This window comes from Streptomyces sp. WMMB 322, from assembly GCF_900090145.1.
Classification (GTDB): Bacteria; Actinomycetota; Actinomycetes; order Streptomycetales; family Streptomycetaceae; genus Streptomyces.
In genome coordinates this window covers 193,092-217,132 of sequence record NZ_FMHI01000009.1, presented here as the reverse complement: position 1 = coordinate 217,132, position 24,041 = coordinate 193,092, and the positions used below count along the sequence as shown (strand labels likewise).

Genomic DNA, 24,041 nt, shown 5'->3' with positions numbered 1-24,041 from the left:
TGGTGCGTGCCGTCCCGTCGCCCACCGCGCGGGACGGCCGGGGTGTGTCCGGCGGACAGCCCTCAGCCGCACAGGCACCCGCGGCAGGGTCCGTGCGAAGACCGATCAGGGGGCGGAAGGCAGCGACAGCGGCGGCGCACCCGCAGAAGGGAACGACAGACGTGGACGCGGGAGGCACGAGCACCACCAAGCACCTCCTGGAACGCCTGAGGCTTCCGGCCGGTGTGCTGCACGCCAGGAACATGGTGGGGGGACGGCGCACGGACCTGCTGCCGGGATGGGTGAAAGCCCTGCCGCCGTCGCTGGTGCTGCTGGCGCTCGTCCTGGAGCTGCTGACGCCGGGCCGCTACTCGTTCGCGTCGTTCCTCACCGCCGCCGTCGTCCTGGCGGCGCTGCTGTCCCGGCCCGCCGTGACGCTCTTGATCGGACTGCTCTCGGTCGGGCTGCTGATCGGGCTGCACGTGGCCCTGACGGACGTGTACCCGGAGAACGTCACAGGCCCCGTCATCACCCTCATCCTGGTCACCGGCTTCTCCGCTCTGCTGTCCATGATCCTGGAACGCACCACGCTTCAGCTCGTACAGGTGCAGGCGGTCGCCGAGGCCACGCAGCGGGCGCTGCTGCGGCCGCTGCCGGAACGGCTGGGTCACGTCCGCATGGCGGGCCTCTACCGCGCCGCCGACGAGGCCGCTCTCATCGGCGGCGATCTCTACAGCGTCCGGCCGACGCCGTACGGGGTGCGGGCGGTGATCGGCGACGTACGCGGCAAGGGCATCGGGGCGACCGAGGGGGTCGCGACGATCACCTCGGCCTTCCGTGAGGCGGCCATGTCCTGCCCCGCGCTGTCCGAGGTGGCCCAGCGCATCGAGGGGGCGATGGCCATGGACCGGGAGGACATGGAGGTTGGCGGCTCGCTGGCCGTCCCCGTCATGGGCACGCCGCGCGGCTGGGCGCAGGAGATGTTCGCGACGGCGGTGCTGCTGGAGTTTCCCCACGAAGGGGGATGCGTGCGGATTCTCAGTCGCGGCCATCCGCCGGTGTTCCGGCTCGGCGGCCCGGAGGGCGTCGTACCCCTGACTCCCGAACCCGCGCTGCCGCTCGGATTCGGCGACCTCTGGCCGGGCGGACCGGTGAGGGAGACGACGTACCGGCTGACGGAGGGCGAGGCATTGATCGCCTGCTCGGACGGGGTCACTGAGGCGCGGAGCCGCGACGGCGGGTTCTACCCGCTGGAGCGGCGGCTCGAAGAACGCTATTCCGGCGCTTCGGGGACGGGGAGGGGCGCAGTCGGCGGGCATCTCCGGGGAGTGGGCGGGCCCGGGGGGATCGACCCGTCGGAAGTGGTCTCCTTCGTCCACAGGGACGTCACACGGTGGGCCGAGTCGATCAACGACGATCTGGTGATCGTCGTCCTCCAGCAGGACGCGGGCGCGCACACGGCCACGCGGGCGTCCTTGGAGCGGTGAGCCGGCGGGCCCCGCGGTACGCGGCCCGGGGCCGGCCGTACGGTGACGGCCGCCCCCGGGCGGTTCGGACGGCTGGGGTGCGTGGGGGCCGCGCGGTGCGCGCGGGCGCCGGAGCGATGCGGACGGGCGGGGCGCCCGGAGCAGCGCCGCAACCGGCAGTCGCGGGCACAGGAGCGGGCCGCGCGGAGCCGGTGGTCGCGGAGCGGGTCGCGCGGAGCCAGGCGCGACTGACGCGACGGGCGCCGGCGCGTGCGGGGCGCGGGGTGCGGGGTGCGGGGTACGGACCCGCACCCCGCACGCGCCGCTCGTCCGCATGCGCCGCTCGTCCGCACGCGCCCGTCCGCGCGCGGAGCGGCAGGCGCTCCGCGCGGTCGCGTCAGTCGCGCTCCGCGCCCTCCGGGAGCGAGCGCAGGTCGAGCTTCGGGGTCTTCTGCTGGAGCGACCAGTCCAGCATCTTCTTCGCGTCGGTGTAGCGGGCGCTGCTGTTGAGGAGCACGCCGGTGATCGAGCGGCCGTTGCGCTCGGCGGCGAAGACGAGGCACGGACCGGCCTTGGTGCCGGTGCCGGTCTTGATGCCGATGACGCCCTGGTACGAGCCGAGCAGCCGGTTGGTGTTGTACCAGGTGTAGGTGCGGCCGTTGGTCGCCTTCTGCTTCGTCGACATGGACTTCGCGGCCTTGCGGATGTTCGTGCTGCCGAGGGCGTACCTGCCGAGCTTGGCCATGTCGCGTGCCGTGGACTGGTTGCGCCCCTTCTTCGAGATGCCGTCGAAGGAGTCGAACTCGGTGTTCTTCATGCCGAGTTGGCGTGCCTTCGCGTTCATCTTCCCGATGAAGGAGCTGACGCGGGCGCTCGTGGAGCCGCCCTTGCCGACGGCGTCGGCCAGCGCGTACGCGGCGTCGCAGCCGGAGGGGAGCAGCAGGCCGTAGAGGAGCTGCCGCAGCTTCAGCTTGTCGCCGGTCCTCAGGTCCGCGGTGCTGGCGCCCCACTTGGTGACGTAGTCGCGGTAGGCCTTCTTGACCGTGACCCTGCGGTCCAGGTCGACGCCCGAGCTGACGACCACCGCGGCCGTCATGACCTTCGTGGTGCTGGCCATCTGCCGCTTGGTGTCGGAGCCCTTGCCCCACAGCTCCTCACCGGAGGAGTTGTCCAGCAGGAAGGCGCCCTTGGCCTTGACGCCGGAGGGCCCGGCCGCCTGCGCCGGGAAGACGAAGGGTCCCGCGGCCAGCAGTGCTCCGGCCGCCACCGCCACAGCGCCGGTCCGGCGGGCCCTCTTGGATACACGCATCAACTCGAAGCTCCATCGTCAGTGGCGGGGCCGGCACCGGCACATGCGTGCGGGCGGCGGCCCGTGAACAAAGGTCCGTTGTCCCAAGGACAGTGCTGCGCCCCGTTTGGTTGCACCGAACGATCCCCGCACATCAGTTCATCCGCTGCGCCGGACCGGGGCCCGGCGCACCAGGAGGAAGGGGAGCCGGTGAAGCGGCGCCCGCCGCAAGGCCGAGCGGTTCCTGTCACCGGCAGCACAAGCAGGGCACGGGCCGCCGCCCGGCCCTTGAACTCCAGGCGGGCGGCGGCACGTTGCTGCTGCACGAACGGGACCGTACACGAGTCGGGCACTCAGCAGCAGAGACGCAGCAGCAGACCTGCGCGCGCGACCGCCGGTCCGCGGCGAATGCGCGCGGTCCCGGCACGGACGTCGCCGCTGTGGACCGGGGCGCGGCCCCACGGCCCGCGAACCCCCCGCGCATGCTGCCCGTTCAGACCGTGGAGCGCGGCGGAATCGCGTCGCCCGCAGGGGTGTCGCTGCGCCCGTAGTGATGTGTGGTGAACATGTAGAGCAGGCCCACGCCCACGACCACGCCGCCGCTCAGCAGCACGATCCAGTTCTCGTACCAGGGCTGGTCAGGGGTGCGCGCCCAGGAGATGTTGATGATCGCGAAGATGCCGTACGCGAGCGCGCCGGCGTTGACGAGCAGCCCCCAGCGCCCGAGCTGGAACTCCCCCGAGGGCCGCCACCCCTTCAACCGTGCGCGCAGCGCGGCGAGTACGACCATCTGGAACGAGCCGTAGATCCCGAGGATCGCAAACGAGACGATCTTGGTGAGGGCGTCCTCCGAGATCAGCGAGCCGAAGGCGATGACCGTCGGGATGACGGCGGCCACCAGCAACGCGTTGTGCGGCACGGCGCGCGCGTAGGAGAAGGAACGCAGGACCCGGTGCCCGACGACCATCTTGTCCCGCGCGTAGGAGTAGATGAGACGCCCGGCGGCAGCCTGGAGGCTGACCGTGCAGGACAGGAACGAGATGAGCACGACGCCCATGACCATGCGGGCGCCCACCTCGCCCAGCGCGTCGAAGAGCACCCGCACGACGGGGTTGGTGTCCTCGCCGGCGATCACCGCCTTGTAGTCGGAGACGGCGAGCAGCAGCGTCAGGCACGTGAACGTCGCCGCAGCCCCGCCGACGTAGACGGTCCGGCGCATCGCCCTGGGGATGACCGTGCCCGGGTGTGCGACCTCCTCTGCGAGGTCGCCGCACGCCTCGAAGCCGTAGTACTGGTAGAAGCCGATGATGGCGGCGGCGAGGAACGCCGGCAGATACGAACCGCCCTCCGTCGCCCCGAAGTTGTCGAAGATCACGCCGAGCCCGTGGAAGCGGTGCGTGCTCAGCAGCCAGACCCCGACGACGATGGCGCCGATCAGCTCCGCGGTGAAGCCGATGACTGCGGCCTTCGAAAGGGCCTTCGTCCCGGCGTAGTTGATGAGCGCGGCCACGACGATGAGAGCCACGGTGCACAACACGGTGGTGTGCACGGACGGTTCGAAGCCGAAGAGGATCGCGATGTACGGGCCGGCCCCGTAGGCGACGGCGGTGATGGTGACCAGCAGCGCCCACATGTAGACCCAACCGGTCATCCACGCCCAGCGGATGCCCCACAGGCGGCGCGCCCAAGGGTAGACGCCGCCCGCGATGGGGTACTGCGCGACGGTCTCGCCGAAGACGAGCGCCACGAGGAACTGCCCGGCTCCGGCGAGCACGAACGCCCAGATCATCGGCGGGCCGCCGGTGGCCAGCGCCGTGGCGAAGAGGGTGTAGGTGCTCACCACGGGAGAGAGGTAGGTGAAGCCCAGCGCGAAATTCGCCCAGGGCCCCATCTCCTTGCGGAACTCGGAGCCGTGCCCGGCGCTTTCGCCGGCGCCGCCGCCTTCCCCTCCGCCACCTGCCGCTGCGGAACCCGCGGCGTCCGTCATCGCTGCTCTCCCCTCATGTCGCTGCCGCTCGCGGGCACCGCCCCGTGCGCCGGACCGGCACGGCCCGTGATCAGGTCCACCGCGCGCTCGGCGACGAGCAGCACGGTGACCATCGGGTTGACGAGCGGCAGGCTCGGGAACACGGACGCGTCGACCACCCGCACGCCTTCTTCGCCGCGCAGCCGCAGCAGCGGATCGAGGACCGCGCCGGCGTCGCCGTCACCGCCCATGCGGCACGTACCTGCCGGGTGGTACACGGTGTGCGCGGCCCGCCGCCCGTACTCCGACAGCTCCGCGTCGGTGGTCGCGGCGGGGCCCGGCGCGGTCTCGCGCATCAGCCACTCGCGCAGCGGCCCGGTCGCCGCCACCTCGCGTGCGACGCGCAGACCGTCGACGACCGTCCGCTCGTCATAGCCCTCGGGATCGGTGAAGTAGCGGAAATCCAGGGCGGGTTTCTCCCGGGGGTCTGCGCTGCGCAGCCAGATCTTCCCCCGGGAGCGGGACTTGGGCACGTTCGGCGTCATGCTCACCCCGTGAGGGGGTGTGGGCAGGCCGAGGCGTTCGGTGTTGAGGGTGAACGGCACCTGGTAGAAGTGGAGCATCAGGTCCGGGCCGGGCTCACCCGCGTCGCGCCGCACGAAAAGGCCCGCGTCGGAATCCATCGCGGAGTTCGGTGGCAGCGGGCCCGCCGTCTCCCAGACGATGACCGACTCCGGGTGGTCGAGCAGGTTCTCCCCCACGCCGGGCAGGTCCGTCAGGACGTCGATGCCCAGCTCGCGCAGCTCGTCCGCGGGACCGATGCCGGAGAGCATCAGCAGCCTCGGGGTGTCGATCGCCCCCGCGCACAGCACCAGTTCACGTTCGGCGCGCACGGTGCCCTCCGACCCGTCCGCGTACCGCACCTGTACACGGGTCAGCCGGCTCTGCTCGTCCCGCAGCAGGCGGTACGCCCAACTCTCCAGCTGCAGCGTGAGGTTGGAGCGGCCCATCACCGAGTGGAGGTAGGCGACGGACGCGGACGAGCGGCACCCGGTGGCCGGGTCGTAGGCGACGGAGAAGAACCCGGCGCCTTCGGTGAAGGGATGGGCGTTGAAGTCGTCGACGACGGGGACGTCGAGGGTGTCGACGGCGGCGGTGACGAAGTCGTGCGCGATGGGGTTGCGGTCCTTGCCGGCCACGGGGCGGATCGAGTTGCGCAGCCGGTGCCGGTAGGGAAGCAGCGTTGCGGCGTCCCAGCCGGCCGCGCCGTCGCGCACCCACTGTTCCAGTTCGTGGGGGAAGGGCAGGAAGCTGATGAGGGTGTTGTGGGAGGAGCAGCCGCCCAGCACACGTGCCCGCGAGTGCAGGATGTGCGAGTTTCCGCGTGGCTGCTCGACGATGGGATAGCGGTAGTCGTAGTCGGTGTCGATGAGATTGATCCAGTTCCGCAGCCTCAGCACGTTCTCGTCGCCGACGTCGCTGGGACCCCCCTCGATGACGCACACCCGCGTCAGCGGATCCTCGCTCAGCCGCGCGGCCAGCACACAGCCGGCGGTGCCGCCGCCGACGATCACGTAGTCGTAGGCGTCCTCGTCCCTGCCGGACCCGCTCGTTGCCGACGTGTCTGCCACCGCGCTCTCTCCTCCGCCTTCCCGCACGCCGCGTTTCCGGCACTCAGCCCTTGAACCAACCCGACGGCGCCGGAGAGAGGTTGTGGTAGATGTGCTTGGCCTCCTGGTACTCACGCAGCCCGCTCGGCCCGAGCTCCCGTCCGATGCCGGACCTGCCGAAGCCGCCCCACTCGGCCTGCGGCAGGTACGGGTGGAAGTCGTTGATCCAGACGGTGCCGTGACGCAGCCGGCCGGCCATCCGCTGCGCGCGTCCCGCGTCGTTCGTCCACACGCCGCCGGCCAGCCCGTAACGCGTGTCGTTGGCCAGCTCCAGCGCCTCCTCCTCGGTGTAGAAGCGCTCCACCGTCACGACGGGCCCGAAGACCTCCTCCTGCACGATGCGCATCGTCGACTTGCAGTCGGCGTACACGGTGGGCAACAGGAAGAATCCGCGGGCCAGTTCGGGATCGTCGGGCCGCCGCCCGCCGGTGACGAGCCGGGCGCCGTCCATGCGCGCGATCTCCAGGTAGCTCTCCACCTTCGCGCGGTGCTCGGCGGAGACGAGGGGGCCGCTCTCCGTCATCGGCTCGAGACCGTTGCCGAGGCGGATCGCCTCCGCCCTGGAGGCCAGTTCGGACAGGAAGCGCTCGTGGATGCCGTACTGGACGATGAGGCGCGAGCCGGCCGAGCAGACCTGGCCGGAGTGCAGGAACGCCGCGTCCAGGGCGTAGTCGAGCGCGGTTTCGAAGTCGCAGTCGTCGAAGACGATGTTGGGGTTCTTTCCGCCCAGCTCCAGGGCGATGTTCTTCACGCCGGACGCGGCGCTCTCCATGACCTTCCGGCCGGTCGCCAGGCCGCCGGTGAAGGAGACCATGTCGACCTCCGGGTGCGAGGTCATGGCCGCTCCCACGGTGCCGCCCGCGCCCAGCACGAGGTTGGCGACGCCCGGCGGCGTGCCCGCCTCCTCCAACAGGCCCATCAGCGCGATGGTCGTCAGCGGCGTGACCTCGCTCGGCTTGAGAACGAACGTGTTGCCCGCGGCGAGCGCCGGTGCGACCTTCCACGAGGTCTGGAGCAGCGGGTAGTTCCACGGCGCGATCAGCGCGCACACGCCGACGGGCTGGTACACGACCCTGCTCAGCACGTCCGGCCCGACGTCGACGACGCGTCCCGCCTCCTTCCCCACGATCTCGGAGAAGTAGCGGAAGGCGCTCGCGATGTCCTCGATGTCGAGACGCGACTCGGCCAGCGTCTTCCCGGTGTCCAGGGTTTCCATACGGGCCAGTTGCTCCAGGTCGCGCAGGAGCAGCTCGTGCACGCGGTAGAGGACGTCCGCGCGCCGGCGGGCCGGCGCGCATGCCCAGTCGGCGCGCTCGAAGGCCCGCTTGGCGGCCCGTACCGCGATGTCGACGTCCGTCTCGTCGCCCTCGGAGACGGTGGTGATGACGGAGGCGTCGAAGGGGTTGATCACGTCGCGCGACCGGCCCGAGACTCCTCCGGTCCATTCACCGTCGATGTACAGCTCGGCCATCGCGAAGCCCCTCACTCGCCCGTGGTGCTCGTCGCCCCCGATCTCGGCATGACCGCTCCAACATCGTGCGGGGGCGGTGCCGCCTCCTACGGGGCGCACCGAACGGGGGGACCTGGGGAGGGGATGTTGACCCACGTGGACTAAGAACGGGCGAGCGGCGGACAGGAGTTGGCGGAGGCACGGCCGTCGTCGCCGCGGCTGTGCCTCCGCGTCACCACGGGCGGCCCGGCCGGACCGTCTGCACGGCGGTCCGGCCGGGTGGGGCGGGCGGCCGAGCGGTCGGCCGGCCGTGCAGGGGCGGGCCGGCCGGCTCCCGGATCAGATGACTGCGCAGGACCGGTCGCGGGCCCGGCGCCGATCCGGGGCCCGATCCCGATCCCGTCGCGGTCGGGGTCGCGGTTCCTCCGGGCTCAGGCGTGGCGCGCGGCGTTCGCGACGATCGCGTCCCGCAGGTGCCCGGCCATCCCCGGCTTGATCGCCTCGTAGTACGCGGTGAAGCGCTCGTCCGCGACGTACATCTCGCCGAGGCAGGTGTGCATCTCGTACGGACACTCGTAGAAGTTGCGGCAGATCTGCTGCCTGTGCTCCTCGGCGAGGTCCATCGCCGCCTCGGACTGCGGGCCTTCGCCGCTGTCCATCTGGGCGGCGAAGCGCCGGCCCCACTCCTCGCCCTCCTCCTTGATCCGCAGCCAGTCCTCCTTGGTGTAGGAAGCCGTTCTGCGCTGCGACTCGCGGTAGGCCTCCGTGTCGCCCCAGCGCTGCTGGGTCTCCTCCGCGTACTGGTCGGGGTCGTTGTCGCCGAAGACCTCGAACTTCTCCTCGGGCGTGAGGTTGATGCCCATCTTCCGTGCCTCCATCGCGTGTTCGACGGCGGCGGCCATCTTCTGCAGTCTCCGGATCCGCGAACGCAGCAGTTCGTGCTGCCGCCGCAGGTGTTCCCGCGGGTCCGCGTCCGGGTCGTCGAGCAGGACCGCCACCTCTTCGAGCGGAAAGCCGAGCTCCCGGTAGAAAAGGATCTGCTGGAGCCGGTCCAGGTCGGCGTCGCCGTAGCGGCGGTGACCGGCGTGGCTGCGTTCGCTCGGCACCAGCAGGCCGATCTCGTCGTAGTGGTGCAACGTGCGCACGGACACCCCGGCGAGTCCGGCGACCTTCCCCACGGAGTAGCTCATCTCCGCTCCTCTCTCGTACGCACCTCACGATGAGTCCTCACGCGGCGTGAGGTGCAAGCGGAATTTCTCCGGACGCGCGCCCGTGCGTCGCACAGCCGCCGGCCGACGGCGAGGGGGACGCCGGCGGCATGAGGGAGCCGGGCCCCGGCCGCACCCCCTCCGGGTACCGGGTTCCCGTCCCCTACTCGTCCGGCGAGGGCAGCGGGCGGGGCGGCCGCGGGCCGGTGTAGTGGCCGCCGGGCCGCAGGCGCAGCGGCGGTTCGCCGTACTCCTCGAGGGCGTGGGCGATCCAGCCGGCCGTACGGGCGACGGCGAAGACCGCCTCGCTCGCCTCGGGGCTCATGCCGGCGCCCAGGGTGAGCACCGCCAGGGCGAGGTCGATGTTGGCCGGGCGCCCGGCCGTCGCCGCGATCTCGTGGGCCGCCTCGAGGGCCCGGGCGCAGGCCGGAACCTCTTCCAGCCAGGTGAACAGGGCACGGGCGCGCGGGTCCTCACCGGGATAGACGCGGTGTCCGACGCCCGGAACCGGACGCCCGGCCCGGAGGGTGCCGGCCACCACGGCCGCGGCACTGCCGCGTTCCACGGCCTCGGCCAGCATGCGGTGCGCCCCCGCGCCCGCGGCCCCGTGCAGCGGGGCGTCGAGTGCGCCGAGGGCGGCGGAGACGACGGCGTACGGGTGGGCCCGTGCGGAGGCGGCGACCCGTGCGGCGAGCGTCGACGCCGCGAGGTCGTGGTCGAGGAGCAGGATCATCGCCCGCTCCAGGGCGCGTACGAACGCCTCCGTGGGGCGGCGGCCGGTCAGCCGTGGCCACAGCGCGCGGGCCAGCCCGCCTTCGGCAACCGGCGCGGCGGCCTCCTCGTCCGAAGCGCTCCCCCACGGCGGCAGCGCATCCACCATGACGGGCAGCAGCCCGCGCGCCCGCGCGATCACCGCCTCCTCCGCGAGGTCGAACCGCAGCGGATCGGCCACGGCCGCCGCGACGACGGCGGCGCGCAGCCGGTCGGTGGCGGCGCAGTGGCCGGGCAGCGCGCCGGCTGCCGCACGGGCGGCCTCCAGCAGTGGAGGCGGGGCGGGGAACCGCGCCCCCGGTGTGAGCCGTCCCGTCCACAGCCAGTCGGCCGCCTCCTCGAAGGTGTGCGCGGCGGCCAGTTCACGCGCGTCGACGCCGCGGAACCAGCATCCGTCCGGCTCGATCAGCGTGATCCCGGTCCGTACGGACATGGCACCGGGCGCCGCCTCCCGTGCTGCGGCGGCGGGCCTGCGGGCGGCGACGGCCAGTGCCTCGACTTCGGCCGCGTCGAACGTGCTGCCGCGTCCGCCCGCCGAGCGGCGGCTGCTCAGCAGGCCGCGGCTGACGTACGCGTAGACGGTCTCGGGTTTCACCCCGAGCCGCTCCGCCGCCTGCCGGGTGGTGAGCCGGGGCCGCTCCCCGGGGCCGTCGCCGTTCAGTTCGCTCACGCTCATCCACCAGACCTGAGTCGGTCACCGGGCATCGGCCAGCATTGACTGAATCAATATTGACGCAACTGAGTAAAGCATGGACAGTCGGATCACGTAAGGGGGACGGGGACGGAAACGGAGATCCGACATGGAGCAACAGGGCATCGAGGTCCCGCGCGGACTGTCCGGAGTCGTCGTCACGGACACCGCCCTCGGCGACGTACGGGGACGCGAAGGCTTCTACCACTACCGGCAGTACTCGGCCGTGGAGCTGGCCGAGCACCGCACGTTCGAGGACGTCTGGCATCTGCTGTTCCACGGGGAACTCCCCGACCGCGCCGGCCGCGAGGAGTTCACGAAACGCACCGCCGCACTGCGCCACCTCCCCGCCCCCGTACGCGCGGCACTGCCCGCCGTGTCCCGGGCCACCGCCGCTTCCGGGCCCCTGGCCGGGCTGCGCACCGCGCTCTCACTGGCCGGGGCGGCGGCGGGGTTCCGCCCGGTCTACGACCTCACGCCGGACGAGCGCCGCGACGACGCCCTCGCCGCGTGCGCGCTCGTACCGACGCTGCTGACGGCGCTGCACCGGCTGGGCCAGGGGCTGGAACCCGTCGAGCCGCGCGACGACCTGCCGCACGCGGCCAACTACCTGTACATGCTCACCGGTGAGGAGCCCGCGCCGCGCGAGGCCCGGGCCGTGGAGCGCTACCTCATCTCCACCGTCGACCACGGCTTCAACGCCTCGACCTTCACCGGGCGCGTGATCGCCTCGACCGGGGCCGACGTCGCCGCCTGCCTCACCGGTGCGATCGGCGCGCTGTCCGGGCCGCTGCACGGCGGTTCGCCCAGCCGCGCGCTGGACGCCCTGGACGCCATCGGCACCCCGGACCGCGCCGACGCCTGGGTCCGGGAGCAAGTACGGGCGGGCGAGCGGATCATGGGCTTCGGGCACCCCGTCTACCGTACGGAGGACCCGCGTTCGCGCATGCTGAAGGGGATCGCCCATGAATTCGGCGGCCCGCTCGTCGACTTCGCAACACAGGTCGAGGAACGCGTCGAGGCCGTGCTGGCCGAACTCAAGCCGGGCCGCGAGCTGCACATCAACGTGGAGTTCTACGCAGGCGTCGTCATGGAGCTGTGCGGCCTGCCTCGTTCGATGTTCACGCCGACCTTCTGCGCGGCACGCGTGGTGGGCTGGAGCGCCAACATCCTTGAACAGGCCGGGGATTCAAAGATCATTCGGCCTTCCGCGCGTTACACCGGGCCCCTGCCGCCGGCGCCGGTACCGAGGCTGCCGCCGGCCCACGCCGCCTGAGAAGGCCCCCGCAGCGAGCCCCCCGAGCGGGTTCCCGGCCCGGCGCCCGACCCACGAGCCGGGCCGGGCCGGGGATCTCCCCCCAGGGGCCTCAGCTCGTGTTTGACACGGCCGGACGACCCGCACCTAGCCTCACAAGATGACAACTGTGTTCAGAAAGGCGCTCGGTGCGCTGCCGCGCCTGGGAGTTCAGGTGCTCGATCTCGGGCCGGGCACCGCAGTCGTCTCCCGGCGCGGCGGCTACACCGCCACGAAGATGACCGACGACGCCTGGATGGTCGGCGGCAAGCGGTCGCGCACCCGCACGCCCGCCGGCGGATGGGGCCTGCACAAGGCGGCCGCGAGCGGCCTGTGCGCCCGTCACGTCGCCGAACTGCTGGCCAACTACGACGTCAACTGCGTCTTCGACGTCGGAGCCAACAAGGGGCAGTACGGCAGGCAGCTGCGGGAGTTGGGCTACCGGGGCAGAATCGTCTCCTTCGAGCCCGTACCGGACGCACTGGCCAAGCTGCGGAAGGCCGCCGAACGCGACCCGGACTGGCAGGTCCACCCCTTCGCGCTGGGGCGCAGCGAGTCGGTCGAGCACATGCATCTGGGGTGGAAGACCATGAACTCGCTGCTGGAGCCGAGCGCGTACGGACAGCAGCGCTACAAGCGGTTCGCCGACACCGCCACCACCACCGAGGTGCCGGTGCGGCGGCTCGACGCCGTCATGGACGAGGCCGTCGCGGGCATCGCCTCCCCGAGGCCCTATCTGAAGATGGACACCCAGGGCTTCGACATGGAGGTGTTCGCCGGCGCCGGGGAGCGCATAGGCGAGTTCGTCGGGATGCAGTCGGAAGTCGCCGCGCTTCAGCTCTACGAGGGCAGCCCGCACATGTCCGAGGCCATCGCCGCGTACGAGGACGCGGGCTTCGAGATCACCGGCATGTATCCCGTCACGCGTGAGGGAGCCACGGGACGGGTCGTCGAATTCGACTGCGTGCTGGCCCGCGCGGCGGCGGCTCCGGCCCGACCGGCCTGAATCCGCGGTGAACCGGACGACGTGGCGTGCGGCGGGCGACCGCACGCCACGTCGGCCCGTTCCCTGCCGGCGACGCTCCGCCGGTGCGCGGCGGGTGAGATCCCCCACGGCATCTTTCACGGCGTCCGTGGCACCCGGCACTGCCCGAGGGACATGGACGTGGTGGTCACTGCATTCCTGCCGGCCTGTGGGCTGCCGTTCACCCTCGCTTCAAACGTTGCGGGCAGGCATACAGATAAGCCGCAATCCACTCGAAAGGCAGCAGTGCGAAACACCTCGCCCACGGTCCGCGCATCACCGGTGAAGGTGAGCATCGTCGTCCCGACCCACAACACCGGCACGACGGTTCTGACCGGACTGCGCTCCTTCCTCGGCCAGACCATGCCGCGCACGGACTTCGAAGTCCTCTACGTCGACGACGGCTCCACCGACGACACGGTCGCGCTGCTGGAGGCCGAAGTCGCCGCCCAGGAAGCCGAATCCGTCGTCCGCGTCATACGCATCGCGAACTCCGGCTGGCCCGGCAAGCCGCGCAACATAGGCATGGACGCCGCCCGGGGCGAGTTCGTCCACTTCGTCGACGACGACGACTGGCTCGCACCCGAAGCCCTGGAACGCCTCTGGGCGCGGGCCCACGAGACCGGTGCCGACATCGTCGTGGGACGCATGGCCGGACACGGACGGCGAGCGCCACGCGCACTGTTCGAAAAGCCCCTCGCGGCCGCGGATCTGCGCACCGGAAGAGAACTGCTCGCCTCCATGACCGTGCACAAACTCTTCCGCAGCTCCTTCCTGCGGGAGAACGAGTTGCGCTTCGCGGAAGGACAAGTGCGGCTCGAGGACCACATGTTCACCCTGCGCGCCTACCTCCTCACCAGCCGCGTCGCCACCGTGCACGACTACACCTGCTACCACTGGGTGCGCCATCCCGGCGAGGACCACAACATCAGCTACGGGACGATCGAGCCGGGCCCGTACGTGGACAGCATCCGAAGGGTCCTCGCCATCCTGGACGCACCCGACACCCGCGTCGCCCCGGGCAGGCACCGCTACCGGCTGGCGGCCAACTGGTACGGCAAGAAGGCGCTCGCCCGGCTCAGCGGGCAGGGCTTCCTGGACCAGCCCGGGCCGCGCAGGGCCGAATGGCTCGACGCCGTCGGCGCTCTGGCCGCCGAGATGCCGCCCGAGGCGGACGCGGCACTGACGACCCGGCTGCGGATCGTCGCGGCGCTCGCCAGGCACCGCGAGCTCCAACCACTCGTGGAACACGCACAGTTCGAAGCCGGGGTGGACCACCGGCCCCGCGTCCGCTCGGCCGCACGGAAGGACGGACGACTCACCGTCAGGTGCGAAACCCGGCTGGTCCGCAGAAAGGGCAAGGGCACCTCCACCGCCCCCCTGGTCTTCTCCCGCGCGGGCCGTCGCCGTCTGCTGCGGCTGCCGCCCCGCGTCGCCGCCGTGCCGGGGGCCCGGGAAGCGGCCGACTTCACCAAGGCGGTGCAGCGCAGCAACGTACGCGGCCTGCTCCGCCACCGCGAAGGCGGGACGGTACTGAGCGTGCCCCTCGACCACCGCGTCGTCGAAGTGCCCGCGCGGGACGGCGGCGCCGCGGCGGAGACGGTGGCCAGGGTGGCCAGGGCCGCGCGCCGGATGAGGCTGCCGGCCCGGCTCACCTCCCGCCTGCCGGGCACCGCACGGACGCAGGAGACACGGACCAAGGAGGAGGGGACACAGGAGGAGGCGGACTCCTACTCCCTCAGCTTCGAGACCGAGTTCACCGTCGATCCCTCCACGGCCGACAACGGCAAGCCACTGGCGCCCGGCACCTGGGACCTGCAGCTCCAACTGGGCTGCGGGGGCTGGCGCTTCGCGCGGCCGCTGCGGGGCTACTCGATCGAGGTGCCGGCGGACGAACCTCCGCGGCGCCGGGCTCGGCGGGAGGGACCGGCCGGGCGGCGACCGGCGCTGGCGGCGGGGCGCGGGTGACGCCGAGGTCGCCTGTCGGTCCCTGCAAAGGGACAGCAACGACGCAAGCGGTTGGTTCGCGTCGCGGCGTCAGGCCGACCCGTCGCCCTCCTGGCTGGGACCGGCCGGGCGGAGCGCGGAGAGGAAGGTCTGGAAGTCCTCCAGGACGTCGTCGAGTTGGCTCGTCTTCGCCGTCAACGCGACCTCGATCTCGACGAGTTCACCCCGCTGCTGCTCGTTCTGGAGCAGCAGGATGAACTGGCTCTGCCCGAGCTCCATCGGCTGCCCGTTGACGTCGGCCTGGATGCGCAGGTTCTGCACGATCCCCGGAGCCTCGACGAGGCCCGGCGCCGTCGAGGTGCCCACCTCGGTGCGCTTGACGAGGGCCACGGAGCCGACATTCTCGCGCAGCCGCTGCACCGACTCCTCGGCGAGGCGGTGCAGGCTGGCCGAACCCTCGTGGGTGCGGCCGGTGATCGTGATGTTGGGCGTGAAGCCCTGGCCCTGGGAGGCCTTGTGCAGTCCGACGAAGGCGGCATGCGGTGCACCGGCCTTGTCCGGGGGTGCCGCCTCCCAGCCCTGCGGAAGCTCGACGTGGAGCGGCACCGGAAGTGTGCCCGCCATGGTGGATCAACTCCTTGCGATACGGATCTCGACGGTACGGGAAACGACGGGAAGAGGCCGTTGGCGGGGAGCCCCCCCTTGCGGAACTCCCCCGTTGGAAGGGAGCCCCCTTGCGGAGCTCCCCACCGCGGATCAGTCGAACCAGCCGCCGACCGTGTCCTTGGCACTCGAGCCCCAGTCCCCGACCGCGTCCACCGCGTCGCCGGCGGCGTCGGTGACCTTGCCCGGGTCGATCTCGACCTGACCACCGAGCTTGCCGCCGAGGCCGAGGCCGACCCCGACCTCGCCGCCGACGACGAAGGTTCCGTCGTCCTTGAAACCGGCGTCGAACTTGGCCTCGGCTCCGGCTCCGGCCCAGCCCTCTGCGGTACCACCGACGCCGATGCCCGCCACCGACGCGTGTCCCTCCGCTTCCGCCTTGGCCCCGGCGAAGGCTCCCGCCTCACCGTGGACGCCGTCCATGCCGACGGACCCCTTGGCCTCCGCCTGTGCGCCGGCGAAGGCCGAAGCCTTGCCCGAGGTCTCGAGGTGGCCCATCTCGTACTTGCCCTCGGCCGAGGCCTGGGCCAGGTAGGCCTTTCCGGAGGCCGAGGCGGTGGCGTTCCCGTCCTGCAGACCGACGCCTGCCTGGCCTTCCACGCCGAGAAGGTTCACGCCCGCCTTGCCGGAGACCTCGCCGCCGGCGAAGTCGGTGCGGCCCTGGGCCTCCGCCCCCCACACGCTCGCGCCGCCGGAGACGGAGGGGCCCATCACGGAGATGCCGGGGCCCTTGCCGGAAGTCTTCTCCCGCAGCGCGTCCCGCTGCTCCTCCGACAAGTTCTTGTAGTCGCCCCAGGCCTTCGGTTCGATCAGCGGGTTCATCCGGTCCGTGAACTCGCGAGGACCGCCGGCGATCTCCCTGCTCGTCTTGCCCACGTTGCTCTCGGCCGCCTCTGCCGAGAAGAACAGCCAGTCCGGGGCGCCTTCGGCCTTACCGCCCTCGGCCTTGAACTTCTTCGCTGCGGTGTCACCCGCGGTCTCGAGCTGGCTGCGCGCGGAGTTGAGCGTCGTCTGAGCCGCGGCCTCGTTCCCGTCCTCGTACTGCTCGATCGCCCGCTCCGCCTGCGACTGGGCCCAGGTGAGGGTCCTGACGTAGTCACGCAGGGCATTCTCGGCGTCGGTCATGGAGTCGGATCCGCGGTGCCAGCGCGCCTTCTGTGGTGAGAAGTCCTTCCAGAAGGCGTCGCTGGCCTTGCCCTCCCAGCTGGGAATGCGGACGGCGCCCAGGTCGTCGCCAATGCCTTCGAGGGTCTTGGACCTGGCGCGGAGCTTGTCGGCCCGGCCGCTGAGGTCTTCGGGATCGCCCGGTATCAGCTGGCGCGGATCGCGGGTCTCGCCGAGTTGTGCCGCCATTGTTTCCCCGTTAGTAGAGCGGACCCGGCACGCCGGCCGCGGGCCCGGTGAAGTGGTTCTGTGACTGCTGCTCGGAGCGCTCGTACGACGCGGCGTTGTCGTTGAGCTTCTCCGCGGAGGACTCCGCGTCCTTCTTGAGCGTCTTGGTGACGGCCACGTCCCAGGTGGCCATCAGCTCTGAGAAGGCCTTGGCCGCGTCGCCGTGTCCGAAGTCGGCGCCGTTCGCGATGTCAGCGAGCTTGGTGTCGTCGCCCTTGCCGACGGCCTTCTTGATCTTTCCCGAAGCCGAGCGAAGTTCGCTCGGTTCCACTCGCATGTCCGTCATGCGGACCCCCCGTTTCGACTCGTTACCCCGCGGGGTGAACTGCCGTCACCGCCCCGTTGTTTGACGCGCAGTCAAGCATGCTCCCCTGCCGATTGCACCGGCAACGGGCAAGACCACAGTCTCTGCAAGAGACATTCACACGAGGACCGTTGGCGGGCGCCCGGCCGACAAGGGAGCGGCGTCCATGAGCGAGGGAAAAGAGAGAACGGCGTCCCGGCCACCGGGCTGACGGCGGCCGGGGCGGCCCCGTCAGGACGTCTGAGCCGGAAGCCTTCCGACGGCATCCGTGACGAACTCCAGCATCACGTCGAGGTTCTCGGTCGAGAGCTTCTCCTCCCGACGCCAGGTCAACAGGTGTCCGTAGCGCACCTCGAGCGGCCACTCGCCCGCGCGCGGGTCGGAGGTCAGGAACTGGCCCAGCCCGCCCTGCAGCAACATCAAAGCGCTCTGCTCATCCTCGGCGACGATGTGGAACTGCTCGTCGAGCTGGGGGTTTCCCGTGACGAGCGGAGTGCCCGAGGTGAACTTGCTGTGCCAGCGCCGGTGCTGGATGCGGATGTCGGGAACAGATGCGGTCAACTGCACTGCCCACACGGGAAAGTAGTGAATCTGCTGCTTCATGTGGTCGTCGATCCCGGACCCGATGGACAGGCGGGTCTGGTACTCGAAGGCCCGGAAGGCGAATCCGCGATGTGTTCCCGTGACGACGTTGCCGCCCGCCACTCCCTTCGCGGCGGGCAGGGGACCGGCACCGGAGAACTCGTCGATGAGCCCGGGGACCCCGGTCTGGAAGGTCCAGCCACGGCCCTCCGCCAGGGCCCTCAGCTCGGCACGATCCTGCACATGGGTCTGCTGACGCTGGAGAGTTCGCTTCCGGGACCAGATCAGCAGCGCCGCCATCGCGGCGAAAAAAAGCACGTACACCAAGGCTTCCATGACGTCAGCATGCCTTCCTGTGCCCCGGCAGGCCCAGCCCCCGCGCACTCCGATACAACCTGCACCTCAGCCTCACATGGCATCACATGCGATGACCGCGCGGGGCTGTCCCACGTCGCGCAGCCGCTTCGGTTTCCCTACGCTGGCCCGGCCCGAACTCCCCGGCCCGCGTGGGGCCTTGCGGGCAGGCGAGGGCGTCACACCACCGGAGGGGGATTCGTGAGCGAGAAGTGGACGGGCGGCCGGAGCATCGCCGAACACGGGCTGAGCAAGAAGAAGTTCACGCTGGTCGTCGGCGACAAGGAGTACCCGCGGCGGGTCGCGGTGCTCGTCATGGGCGCAGTGGTGCTGGTGATGGGCGGGTTCTTCGCCGGCGTGCTCGGGCTCATCTACTGGGGGAAGCAGGAGGACACGCGCAGTGCGGGCGAGGATGCCGGGCTGGCAGAGCTGGCCCGCGAGCACGGCTGGTCGCACGAGCCGAGCAGGTCGGGGGTCGTGGACCGGCTTGAGGGCGTGGAGCCGTTTCCCGATGTGAGCACCGGGCTGCAGGTGTCGGACTACACCCACGGCCGGTACAAGGGGCGGGAGTTCCGGTACTTCGAGTACGAGGACGAATCGACGGGCACGCGGGTCAACGGCAGGGAGCAGTCGGAGTACTTCGCGGTGTTCGCCGTCTCGACACCCGGGGAGGTGCCCCGGACCGTCATCCGTGAAGACGGCTTCCTGGACTCGGTGTTCGGGGGCGGTGAGATCGTCGGGACCGGGAACGCGGGATTCGATGCCGACAACAACGTGATCGCCGAGGACCCGGCTGCGGCGAAGCGGCTCGCGTCACCCGGTCTCACTCGCCACCTGGCACGTGAGCCCGCGCTGAAGGACCGGCCCCTGCGGTTCGAGAACGGTGAGGTCCTCACCTGGCAGGAGGAGCGGCTGCGCCCGCAGGACGTGCTGCGCAAGCTCGATTACCTGTCCCGGGTGGTCGACCACGCACCGGCGCGTGCCTGGCAGTAGCCAACGGCCCCCGGCCTCGGCGGATGGTCCGGCGAGCGGGGGCCGTGGTCCGCCTCGGGAGGACTACCCGTCGGCCTTGATGTCGTACTTGATGTCGTCGCCGTCGACGGAGGTGACCTTGACGGTCACGCCGAGGCTGCTGCCGTCGCTCGCGGTGAGCTTGCAGCGCATCGTGGTGCCGACCTTTCCGACGAGGTCCTTCGGGCAGGTCACATCCGGCTTCGGCTGGCCCGTCTGCGCGGCGAGCTTCTCGGCCACCGTGTTCGCCACCTCGTCCTTGGGCAGCTTCGCCTCCTCCGACGAACAGCCGACCAGCAGCGCGCCGGCGGCTGCGGCTGCGAGGCCCCAAGTAACGGCGGAAAAGCGGGGCTTGGGCATGAGTCGGGCTCCGTTCGGGGCGAGAGGGATCACGAGGGCCGGAAGGTGACGCTCGTCGGAATGATTATCTATCAGCCCGCACTGCCCGCCCGGCCGGGTCTTCACAGCCTCCCGGCCCCGCCCGCGAACGATCTTCACCTGGCCCCCCTCTCCCGGGCAGCCCGCACCGGCCGCCTGCGCCACCGTCACGGACCACGCCTCCCCGGCCCCGCAGTCCCGCAGCGACGCAGGAACAGCAGAAACAAATAGGCCCGGGTCGGCGGAGGACCACCGACCAGGGCTGCGGAGAAGGTGGGAGCAAGCCGCTAGCCGGTTGTGAGCACGGCAGGTGACAGTCATTCGAGGCTCCCGGGGACGAATCAGCTCCGGGCGCTCAACTCCCGGGGCGGAGCGGCTTTTCCCCGATGAGGCGGCGAGGCACGTTCTTCAACTCGCTCTGCTGGACGAACAGATCGTGCTCGGGACGGCTGCTCGGCCCGTGCTGCGCTGCGGGGCGATGCCGCTGCCGGCCGGCACGGAGCCGGTCAAGGCGAGTCCTTCAGCAGATTGTCCGTCTTCACGTACAGTGCGATCGCGAGGGAGTCCAAGTCTGGCGTCACGACCGGACTTTGGGCTCCCTCACTTCATGCGCGCAGCCCATCCCCTGGAATTGACATCTAGTCTTCGGGAGCAGGAGATGCATCACGCAGAACACGAGGCCGCCCACGGCAGAGCGGGCGCCCCGGACCGCTGGGACGCGCGCACACCCGCTGCAGGCGGCGGTGGTCCGGACGAGACCGTCTGGGGGCTGTTCGAGGCCCGGGCGTCGCGCCAGGGCAGTCGGATCGCCGTCGTGGACGGGACGGTCGACATCGATTACGAGCGGCTGCGGGCCCGGGCGGAGGCAATCGCCGGGGAGCTGGCAGCCCGGGGCGTGGCGCCGGGGGCGCTCGTCGGCGTGTGCCTCGGCCGGACGTGGGAGCTCGTCGCAACCCTGCTGGGAGTACTGCGGGCAGGCTGCGCCTACGTGCCCATGGACCCCGCCTACCCGGCCGAACGGGTGCGCTACATGATCGAGCATTCCCGGGCGGCGTCGGTGGTCGTCGACGCCGGTACGGCGGCGCTGTGCTCGGCGGCCCCCGATCGCGTGCGCCTCGACGCTGTGCCCGACCGCCCGGCGGCATCGCCGGCGGCCTGCTCGGCCGCTGATCTCGCGTACGTCATCTACACCTCAGGGTCCACCGGGAAGCCCAAGGGCGTGGCGGTCGAGCACCGCAGCGTGGTGGCGATGACCGCCTCGATGCGCGAGCTGCTGGGCGACGAGGACCTTGCGGGCGTCCTGGCCGCGGCCTCGGTCTGCTTCGACCCCTCGGTGATGGAGATTCTGGGGACGCTCGTCCTCGGCGGCACGGTCGTCCTGTCCGAGAACGTGCTCGCCCTGCGCGAGCTGCCCGCAGCGCACCGCGTACGCACGGCCATCATGGTGCCGTCCGCGATGCAGGCGCTGCTCGCGACCGGGCCGCTGCCCGGTGGTTTGCGGTGTGTGGTGCTGGGTGGTGAGGTCCTGTCCCGTTCTCTGTTGGAGCGGTTGCACACTGATCCTTGTGCGCCGCGGGTCGTGAACGTCTACGGCCCGACCGAGGCCACCGTGTTCGTCACCGCCGTCGAAGCGGGAAGCGGGCCGATCACCATCGGCAGCCCGGTCCTGAACACCCGAGCGTACGTGCTGGACGAGTCCCTGCAGCCGGTGCCGGCCGGCACGGCGGGAGAGCTGGCTCTCGCCGGCGACCAGCTGGCCAGGGGGTACCTCCATGACGACGAGCGCACCCGGCACAGCTTCCCGGCCCCCGCGCCGGACGGCCCGATCCCGGAGCAGCGGATCTACCGGACCGGCGACCTGTGCCGGTGGACGGAAACAGGAGAGCTCGAGTTCCTCGGCCGCGCCGACCGGCAGGTCAAGATCCGGGGCCACCGGATCGAACTCGACGAGATCGAGGCCGTGCTGGCCTCGATGCCCGGAGTGGACGAGGCTGCAGTCGTTGCCACCACAGGCGAAGGCAAGAGCTTCCTGACGGCGTACGCGGTGAGCCGGCAGGAGTCGGTGACTGCATCGACCGTGCGCTCCCGGCTGGCCGACCGCCTGCCGAAGTACATGATCCCCCACCACGTCATGCTGCCGTCCGAGATACCGAAACTGCCAAACGGCAAGGTCGACCGGCTTCGGCTCCCCACCCCCGTGCACCACGGCGACGAGGCGGCTGCCCAAGACAAGGCGGCTCCCCAAGAGAAGGCAGGCGGCGACGGCCCGGCCGCCTCCCGGACCGGACCCGGGGCGCTGCCCTCGCCGCACGGGCAGCAGCGCTCGGTACTGCTCGCCAGGGTGCTGGAAGAGACGGCGCTGCTCCTCGGCGCCCCCGGCCCCGATGCGGTCCGGCCGGACGAGCCGCTGGCTGCGCTGGGGTTCGATTCGCTGGACATCGCGGAGCTCACGGTGCGCCTCTCACGAGGGCTGGCCACTGACCTGCCGTCATCCACCCTGGTGGAGCAGATGACTCCCAAGGAGGCCGTCGAGGGGCTGCTGGCGGTGCTGGGCCGTGCTTCCGGCGGCGGCGAGGTGCGCGCGAGACCGCAGGGCGTCGGGGCCGCGGATCGGCTCGATGTGTTCCAGGAGCAGGTCCGGTCCGGGCACCCGCCGGCCTTCGCCGCCAAGGTGCCGGCCTGGTCCGCGACCGACCGGGGCGCGCTCGTACAGCATTTCCGGCGTCTCCTGGCGCGCTCGGGGCTGGACCCGTACGGAAAGGTCGTCCGCACCGGAAGCGCCGAGCGAGGCGTCGTCGCCGACCCCGGTACGGGCGAGGAGCATGAGGCGCTCATCTGGACCACCAACCTCTACCTCGGACTCAACCGCGACGAGGAGGTCATCGAGGAGGCACGCAGTGCGCTGGGCCGGTTCGGTACCGGGATGGGGATATCAGCGGCGGGCTCGGGGCAGACCGGCCTACACACTGAGTTCGAGCAGGAGTTCGCCGCCATGGTGGGCAAGCCGGCCGCCTGCCTGTTCCCCACCGGGTTCACCGCGAGCCTGGGAGCCGTCGCCGGAATCGTGGGCGATCAGGACGTCGTGGTCATGGACCAGCTCTGCCACGCCTCCCTGGTGGACGGGGCCCGCCTGAGCGGCGCGAGGGTGCGGACCTTCCGGCACAACGACGCCACCGACCTGCGGGCGATCCTTGAAGCGGAGACCTCGCCCTACCGTACGACGCTGGTGGTACTCGAGAGCGTGTACAGCATGGGTGAGGGGGCGGCGCCGCTGCGAGAGATCGTGTCTGCCGCGAAGGAGTCCGGCGCGCTCGTCCTCGTGGACGAGGCCCACTCGTTCGGGCTCTACGGAGTGCGAGGTGCCGGCCTGTGCGCCGCGGAAGGCGTCACCGAGGACGTCGACTTCGTCCTCACGACCCTGAGCAAGGCCCTCGGGAGCATCGGCGGAGTGGTCGCCGCCCGGGAGCAGCACATCGACTTGCTGAGGGCGTCGGCGAGGTCGTATGTCTTCCAGGCGAACATCTCACCTGCCGACGTGGCGGCGGCCCTTGCCGCCCTGCGGAGGGTCGCTGCGGGCGACGCGCTGCGGGCCAGGCTGTGGGACACCGCCCACTACATGCGGAAGCGCTTCTCGGACGCCGGCTACGAACTCGGCACCGGGGAGGGGCTCATCATCACCCCCTTCTTCTCGGACGGCGAGAAGCTGCATGCGACAGCCCGAGGGCTTTTCCGGCGGGGTGTCCATGCCGCTGCCGTGACCTACCCCATTGTCGAGCGCGGGCGAGGCCGCCTGAGGTTCATCTGCTCGGCGTCCCACACCCGAGCGGACGTCGACGAGACGCTGCAGGCCCTGATCGAAGCAGAGAAGGAAGCCGCGGCATTTCCCACGTCGCCCGATGCCATGGACCTGCGGAAGGAAAGGGACGAGGAGTCCACACGATTCGACGTGACGAACTGGGCTGACGCGTTCACCACCTATCTGGAATCCAACTTGGCCGAGCTTCCCGCGCCGGCGCCACATCTCGTGGTCACGATCGTGCTGCCAGGAGGGCAAGAGGATCTTGTAGTCCGGATCAACGAACACGGCGTCACCCGAGAACCCGACAACACCGCCGCGATGCCTGCCTGTTCGCTTCGCCTGGTCGACGATGAGGCAACAGCCGCACTGTGCTCACGGAACGTGGAAAGCCTGCTGGGGAGCGTGATCGCGGGCAGCTGCGTGCTCGCCGGCCATACACAGCCGTTCGTCTGGCTCATCGGACGGCTCAGTGACTGGCAGAGTTCAACAAGTGGCGCGTGAGGAAAGAGGTGTGAGCTGCCCCAGCCCGGACCGGGCTGTCAGGGTGCAGCAGTCGGCTCCAGCCGCGTGCATGCGCTCTCCTGCCACCCAGTCAGGGCCCGTCCGCTCACGCGTCGCTCACGCAGAGGGTTTCCGAGCCACGAAGTGCCCGGACCGATCACCTTGGTCCGGGCACTCCCTCGCAGTTCAGCCAGGTGTACTGGCCTCCGTCCCGGTAGGCCCGACGCCACACAACCCGAACACCCGCAAGCCCAAGGGGGTGCGGGTGGCGGAGCCCCCGCCTCGCGCGGGCGAAGCCGCGCA

The 24,041-nt window shown here is 71.0% G+C and carries 17 protein-coding genes; 6 read left to right on the top strand and 11 right to left on the bottom strand.

Annotation, left to right across the window (positions count from 1 at the left end):
• The first annotated feature begins 161 nt into the window (after positions 1-161).
• Positions 162-1,466 carry a PP2C family protein-serine/threonine phosphatase gene (locus H180DRAFT_RS16670; RefSeq protein WP_055486860.1) on the top strand — a complete coding sequence of 435 codons (1,305 nt, stop codon included), beginning with the start codon at positions 162-164 and terminating at the stop codon, positions 1,464-1,466.
• Positions 1,467-1,842: 376 nt separating this feature from the next.
• Here H180DRAFT_RS16670 and H180DRAFT_RS16665 read toward each other — a convergent pair whose 3' ends face one another.
• From H180DRAFT_RS16665 to H180DRAFT_RS16640, 6 genes are all read right to left on the bottom strand, one after another.
• A complete protein-coding gene (locus tag H180DRAFT_RS16665) occupies positions 1,843-2,754 on the bottom strand; it encodes a D-alanyl-D-alanine carboxypeptidase family protein (RefSeq protein ID WP_055486859.1) in 912 nt (303 codons plus the stop codon).
• A gap of 472 nt (positions 2,755-3,226) precedes the next feature.
• Positions 3,227-4,720, bottom strand: coding sequence for an APC family permease (locus H180DRAFT_RS16660; protein ID WP_055486858.1), 1,494 nt, complete (start codon positions 4,718-4,720; stop codon positions 3,227-3,229).
• Positions 4,717-6,330: a GMC family oxidoreductase gene (locus H180DRAFT_RS16655; RefSeq protein WP_055486857.1), complete on the bottom strand. Its 1,614-nt coding sequence runs from the start codon at positions 6,328-6,330 to the stop codon at positions 4,717-4,719. The genes H180DRAFT_RS16660 and H180DRAFT_RS16655 overlap by 4 nt, the downstream gene beginning before the upstream one ends.
• 43 nt (positions 6,331-6,373) lie before the next feature.
• The gene (locus H180DRAFT_RS16650) at positions 6,374-7,840 is read right to left on the bottom strand and encodes an aldehyde dehydrogenase family protein (protein WP_055486856.1); all 1,467 of its coding nucleotides are present in this window, start codon (positions 7,838-7,840) and stop codon (positions 6,374-6,376) included.
• A gap of 410 nt (positions 7,841-8,250) precedes the next feature.
• Positions 8,251-9,009: a MerR family transcriptional regulator gene (locus H180DRAFT_RS16645; protein ID WP_055486855.1), complete on the bottom strand. Its 759-nt coding sequence runs from the start codon at positions 9,007-9,009 to the stop codon at positions 8,251-8,253.
• A 181-nt stretch (positions 9,010-9,190) separates the two neighbouring features.
• Positions 9,191-10,474: a citrate/2-methylcitrate synthase gene (locus tag H180DRAFT_RS16640; protein ID WP_055486854.1), complete on the bottom strand. Its 1,284-nt coding sequence runs from the start codon at positions 10,472-10,474 to the stop codon at positions 9,191-9,193.
• 124 nt (positions 10,475-10,598) lie between these two features.
• Between H180DRAFT_RS16640 and H180DRAFT_RS16635 the strand changes: the two genes are divergently transcribed.
• The 3 genes from H180DRAFT_RS16635 (at position 10,599) to H180DRAFT_RS16625 (ending at position 14,775) form a co-directional block, all read left to right on the top strand.
• Complete coding sequence (locus tag H180DRAFT_RS16635; RefSeq protein WP_055486853.1) at positions 10,599-11,765, top strand: citrate synthase/methylcitrate synthase; 1,167 nt, start codon at positions 10,599-10,601, stop codon at positions 11,763-11,765.
• A 139-nt stretch (positions 11,766-11,904) separates the two neighbouring features.
• Positions 11,905-12,789 carry an FkbM family methyltransferase gene (locus tag H180DRAFT_RS16630; protein ID WP_055486852.1) on the top strand — a complete coding sequence of 295 codons (885 nt, stop codon included), beginning with the start codon at positions 11,905-11,907 and terminating at the stop codon, positions 12,787-12,789.
• 306 nt (positions 12,790-13,095) lie between these two features.
• Positions 13,096-14,775: a glycosyltransferase family 2 protein gene (locus tag H180DRAFT_RS16625; protein WP_159033582.1), complete on the top strand. Its 1,680-nt coding sequence runs from the start codon at positions 13,096-13,098 to the stop codon at positions 14,773-14,775.
• Positions 14,776-14,844: 69 nt separating this feature from the next.
• Here the strand turns inward: H180DRAFT_RS16625 and H180DRAFT_RS16620 are convergent, their stop codons facing one another.
• The 4 genes from H180DRAFT_RS16620 to H180DRAFT_RS16605 form a co-directional block, all read right to left on the bottom strand.
• Positions 14,845-15,378, bottom strand: coding sequence for a hypothetical protein (locus tag H180DRAFT_RS16620; protein WP_055486850.1), 534 nt, complete (start codon positions 15,376-15,378; stop codon positions 14,845-14,847).
• A 132-nt stretch (positions 15,379-15,510) separates the two neighbouring features.
• Positions 15,511-16,770 carry a putative T7SS-secreted protein gene (locus tag H180DRAFT_RS16615; protein WP_055486849.1) on the bottom strand — a complete coding sequence of 420 codons (1,260 nt, stop codon included), beginning with the start codon at positions 16,768-16,770 and terminating at the stop codon, positions 15,511-15,513.
• A 10-nt stretch (positions 16,771-16,780) separates the two neighbouring features.
• Positions 16,781-17,095: a WXG100 family type VII secretion target gene (locus H180DRAFT_RS16610; protein ID WP_055486848.1), complete on the bottom strand. Its 315-nt coding sequence runs from the start codon at positions 17,093-17,095 to the stop codon at positions 16,781-16,783.
• 249 nt (positions 17,096-17,344) lie between these two features.
• On the bottom strand, positions 17,345-18,031 hold the full coding sequence (locus H180DRAFT_RS16605) for a hypothetical protein (RefSeq protein ID WP_055486847.1): 687 nt from the start codon (positions 18,029-18,031) through the stop codon (positions 17,345-17,347).
• Positions 18,032-18,250: 219 nt separating this feature from the next.
• Here H180DRAFT_RS16605 and H180DRAFT_RS16600 point away from each other — a divergent pair, with 219 nt between their 5' ends.
• On the top strand, positions 18,251-19,042 hold the full coding sequence (locus tag H180DRAFT_RS16600; protein WP_055486846.1) for a hypothetical protein: 792 nt from the start codon (positions 18,251-18,253) through the stop codon (positions 19,040-19,042).
• 63 nt (positions 19,043-19,105) lie between these two features.
• On the opposite strand, the gene H180DRAFT_RS16595 is transcribed toward H180DRAFT_RS16600, so the two are convergent.
• On the bottom strand, positions 19,106-19,420 hold the full coding sequence (locus H180DRAFT_RS16595; protein WP_055486845.1) for a DUF4333 domain-containing protein: 315 nt from the start codon (positions 19,418-19,420) through the stop codon (positions 19,106-19,108).
• A gap of 676 nt (positions 19,421-20,096) precedes the next feature.
• Here H180DRAFT_RS16595 and H180DRAFT_RS16590 point away from each other — a divergent pair.
• On the top strand, positions 20,097-23,738 hold the full coding sequence (locus H180DRAFT_RS16590) for an amino acid adenylation domain-containing protein (RefSeq protein WP_254666049.1): 3,642 nt from the start codon (positions 20,097-20,099) through the stop codon (positions 23,736-23,738).
• Positions 23,739-24,041 lie beyond the last annotated feature (303 nt).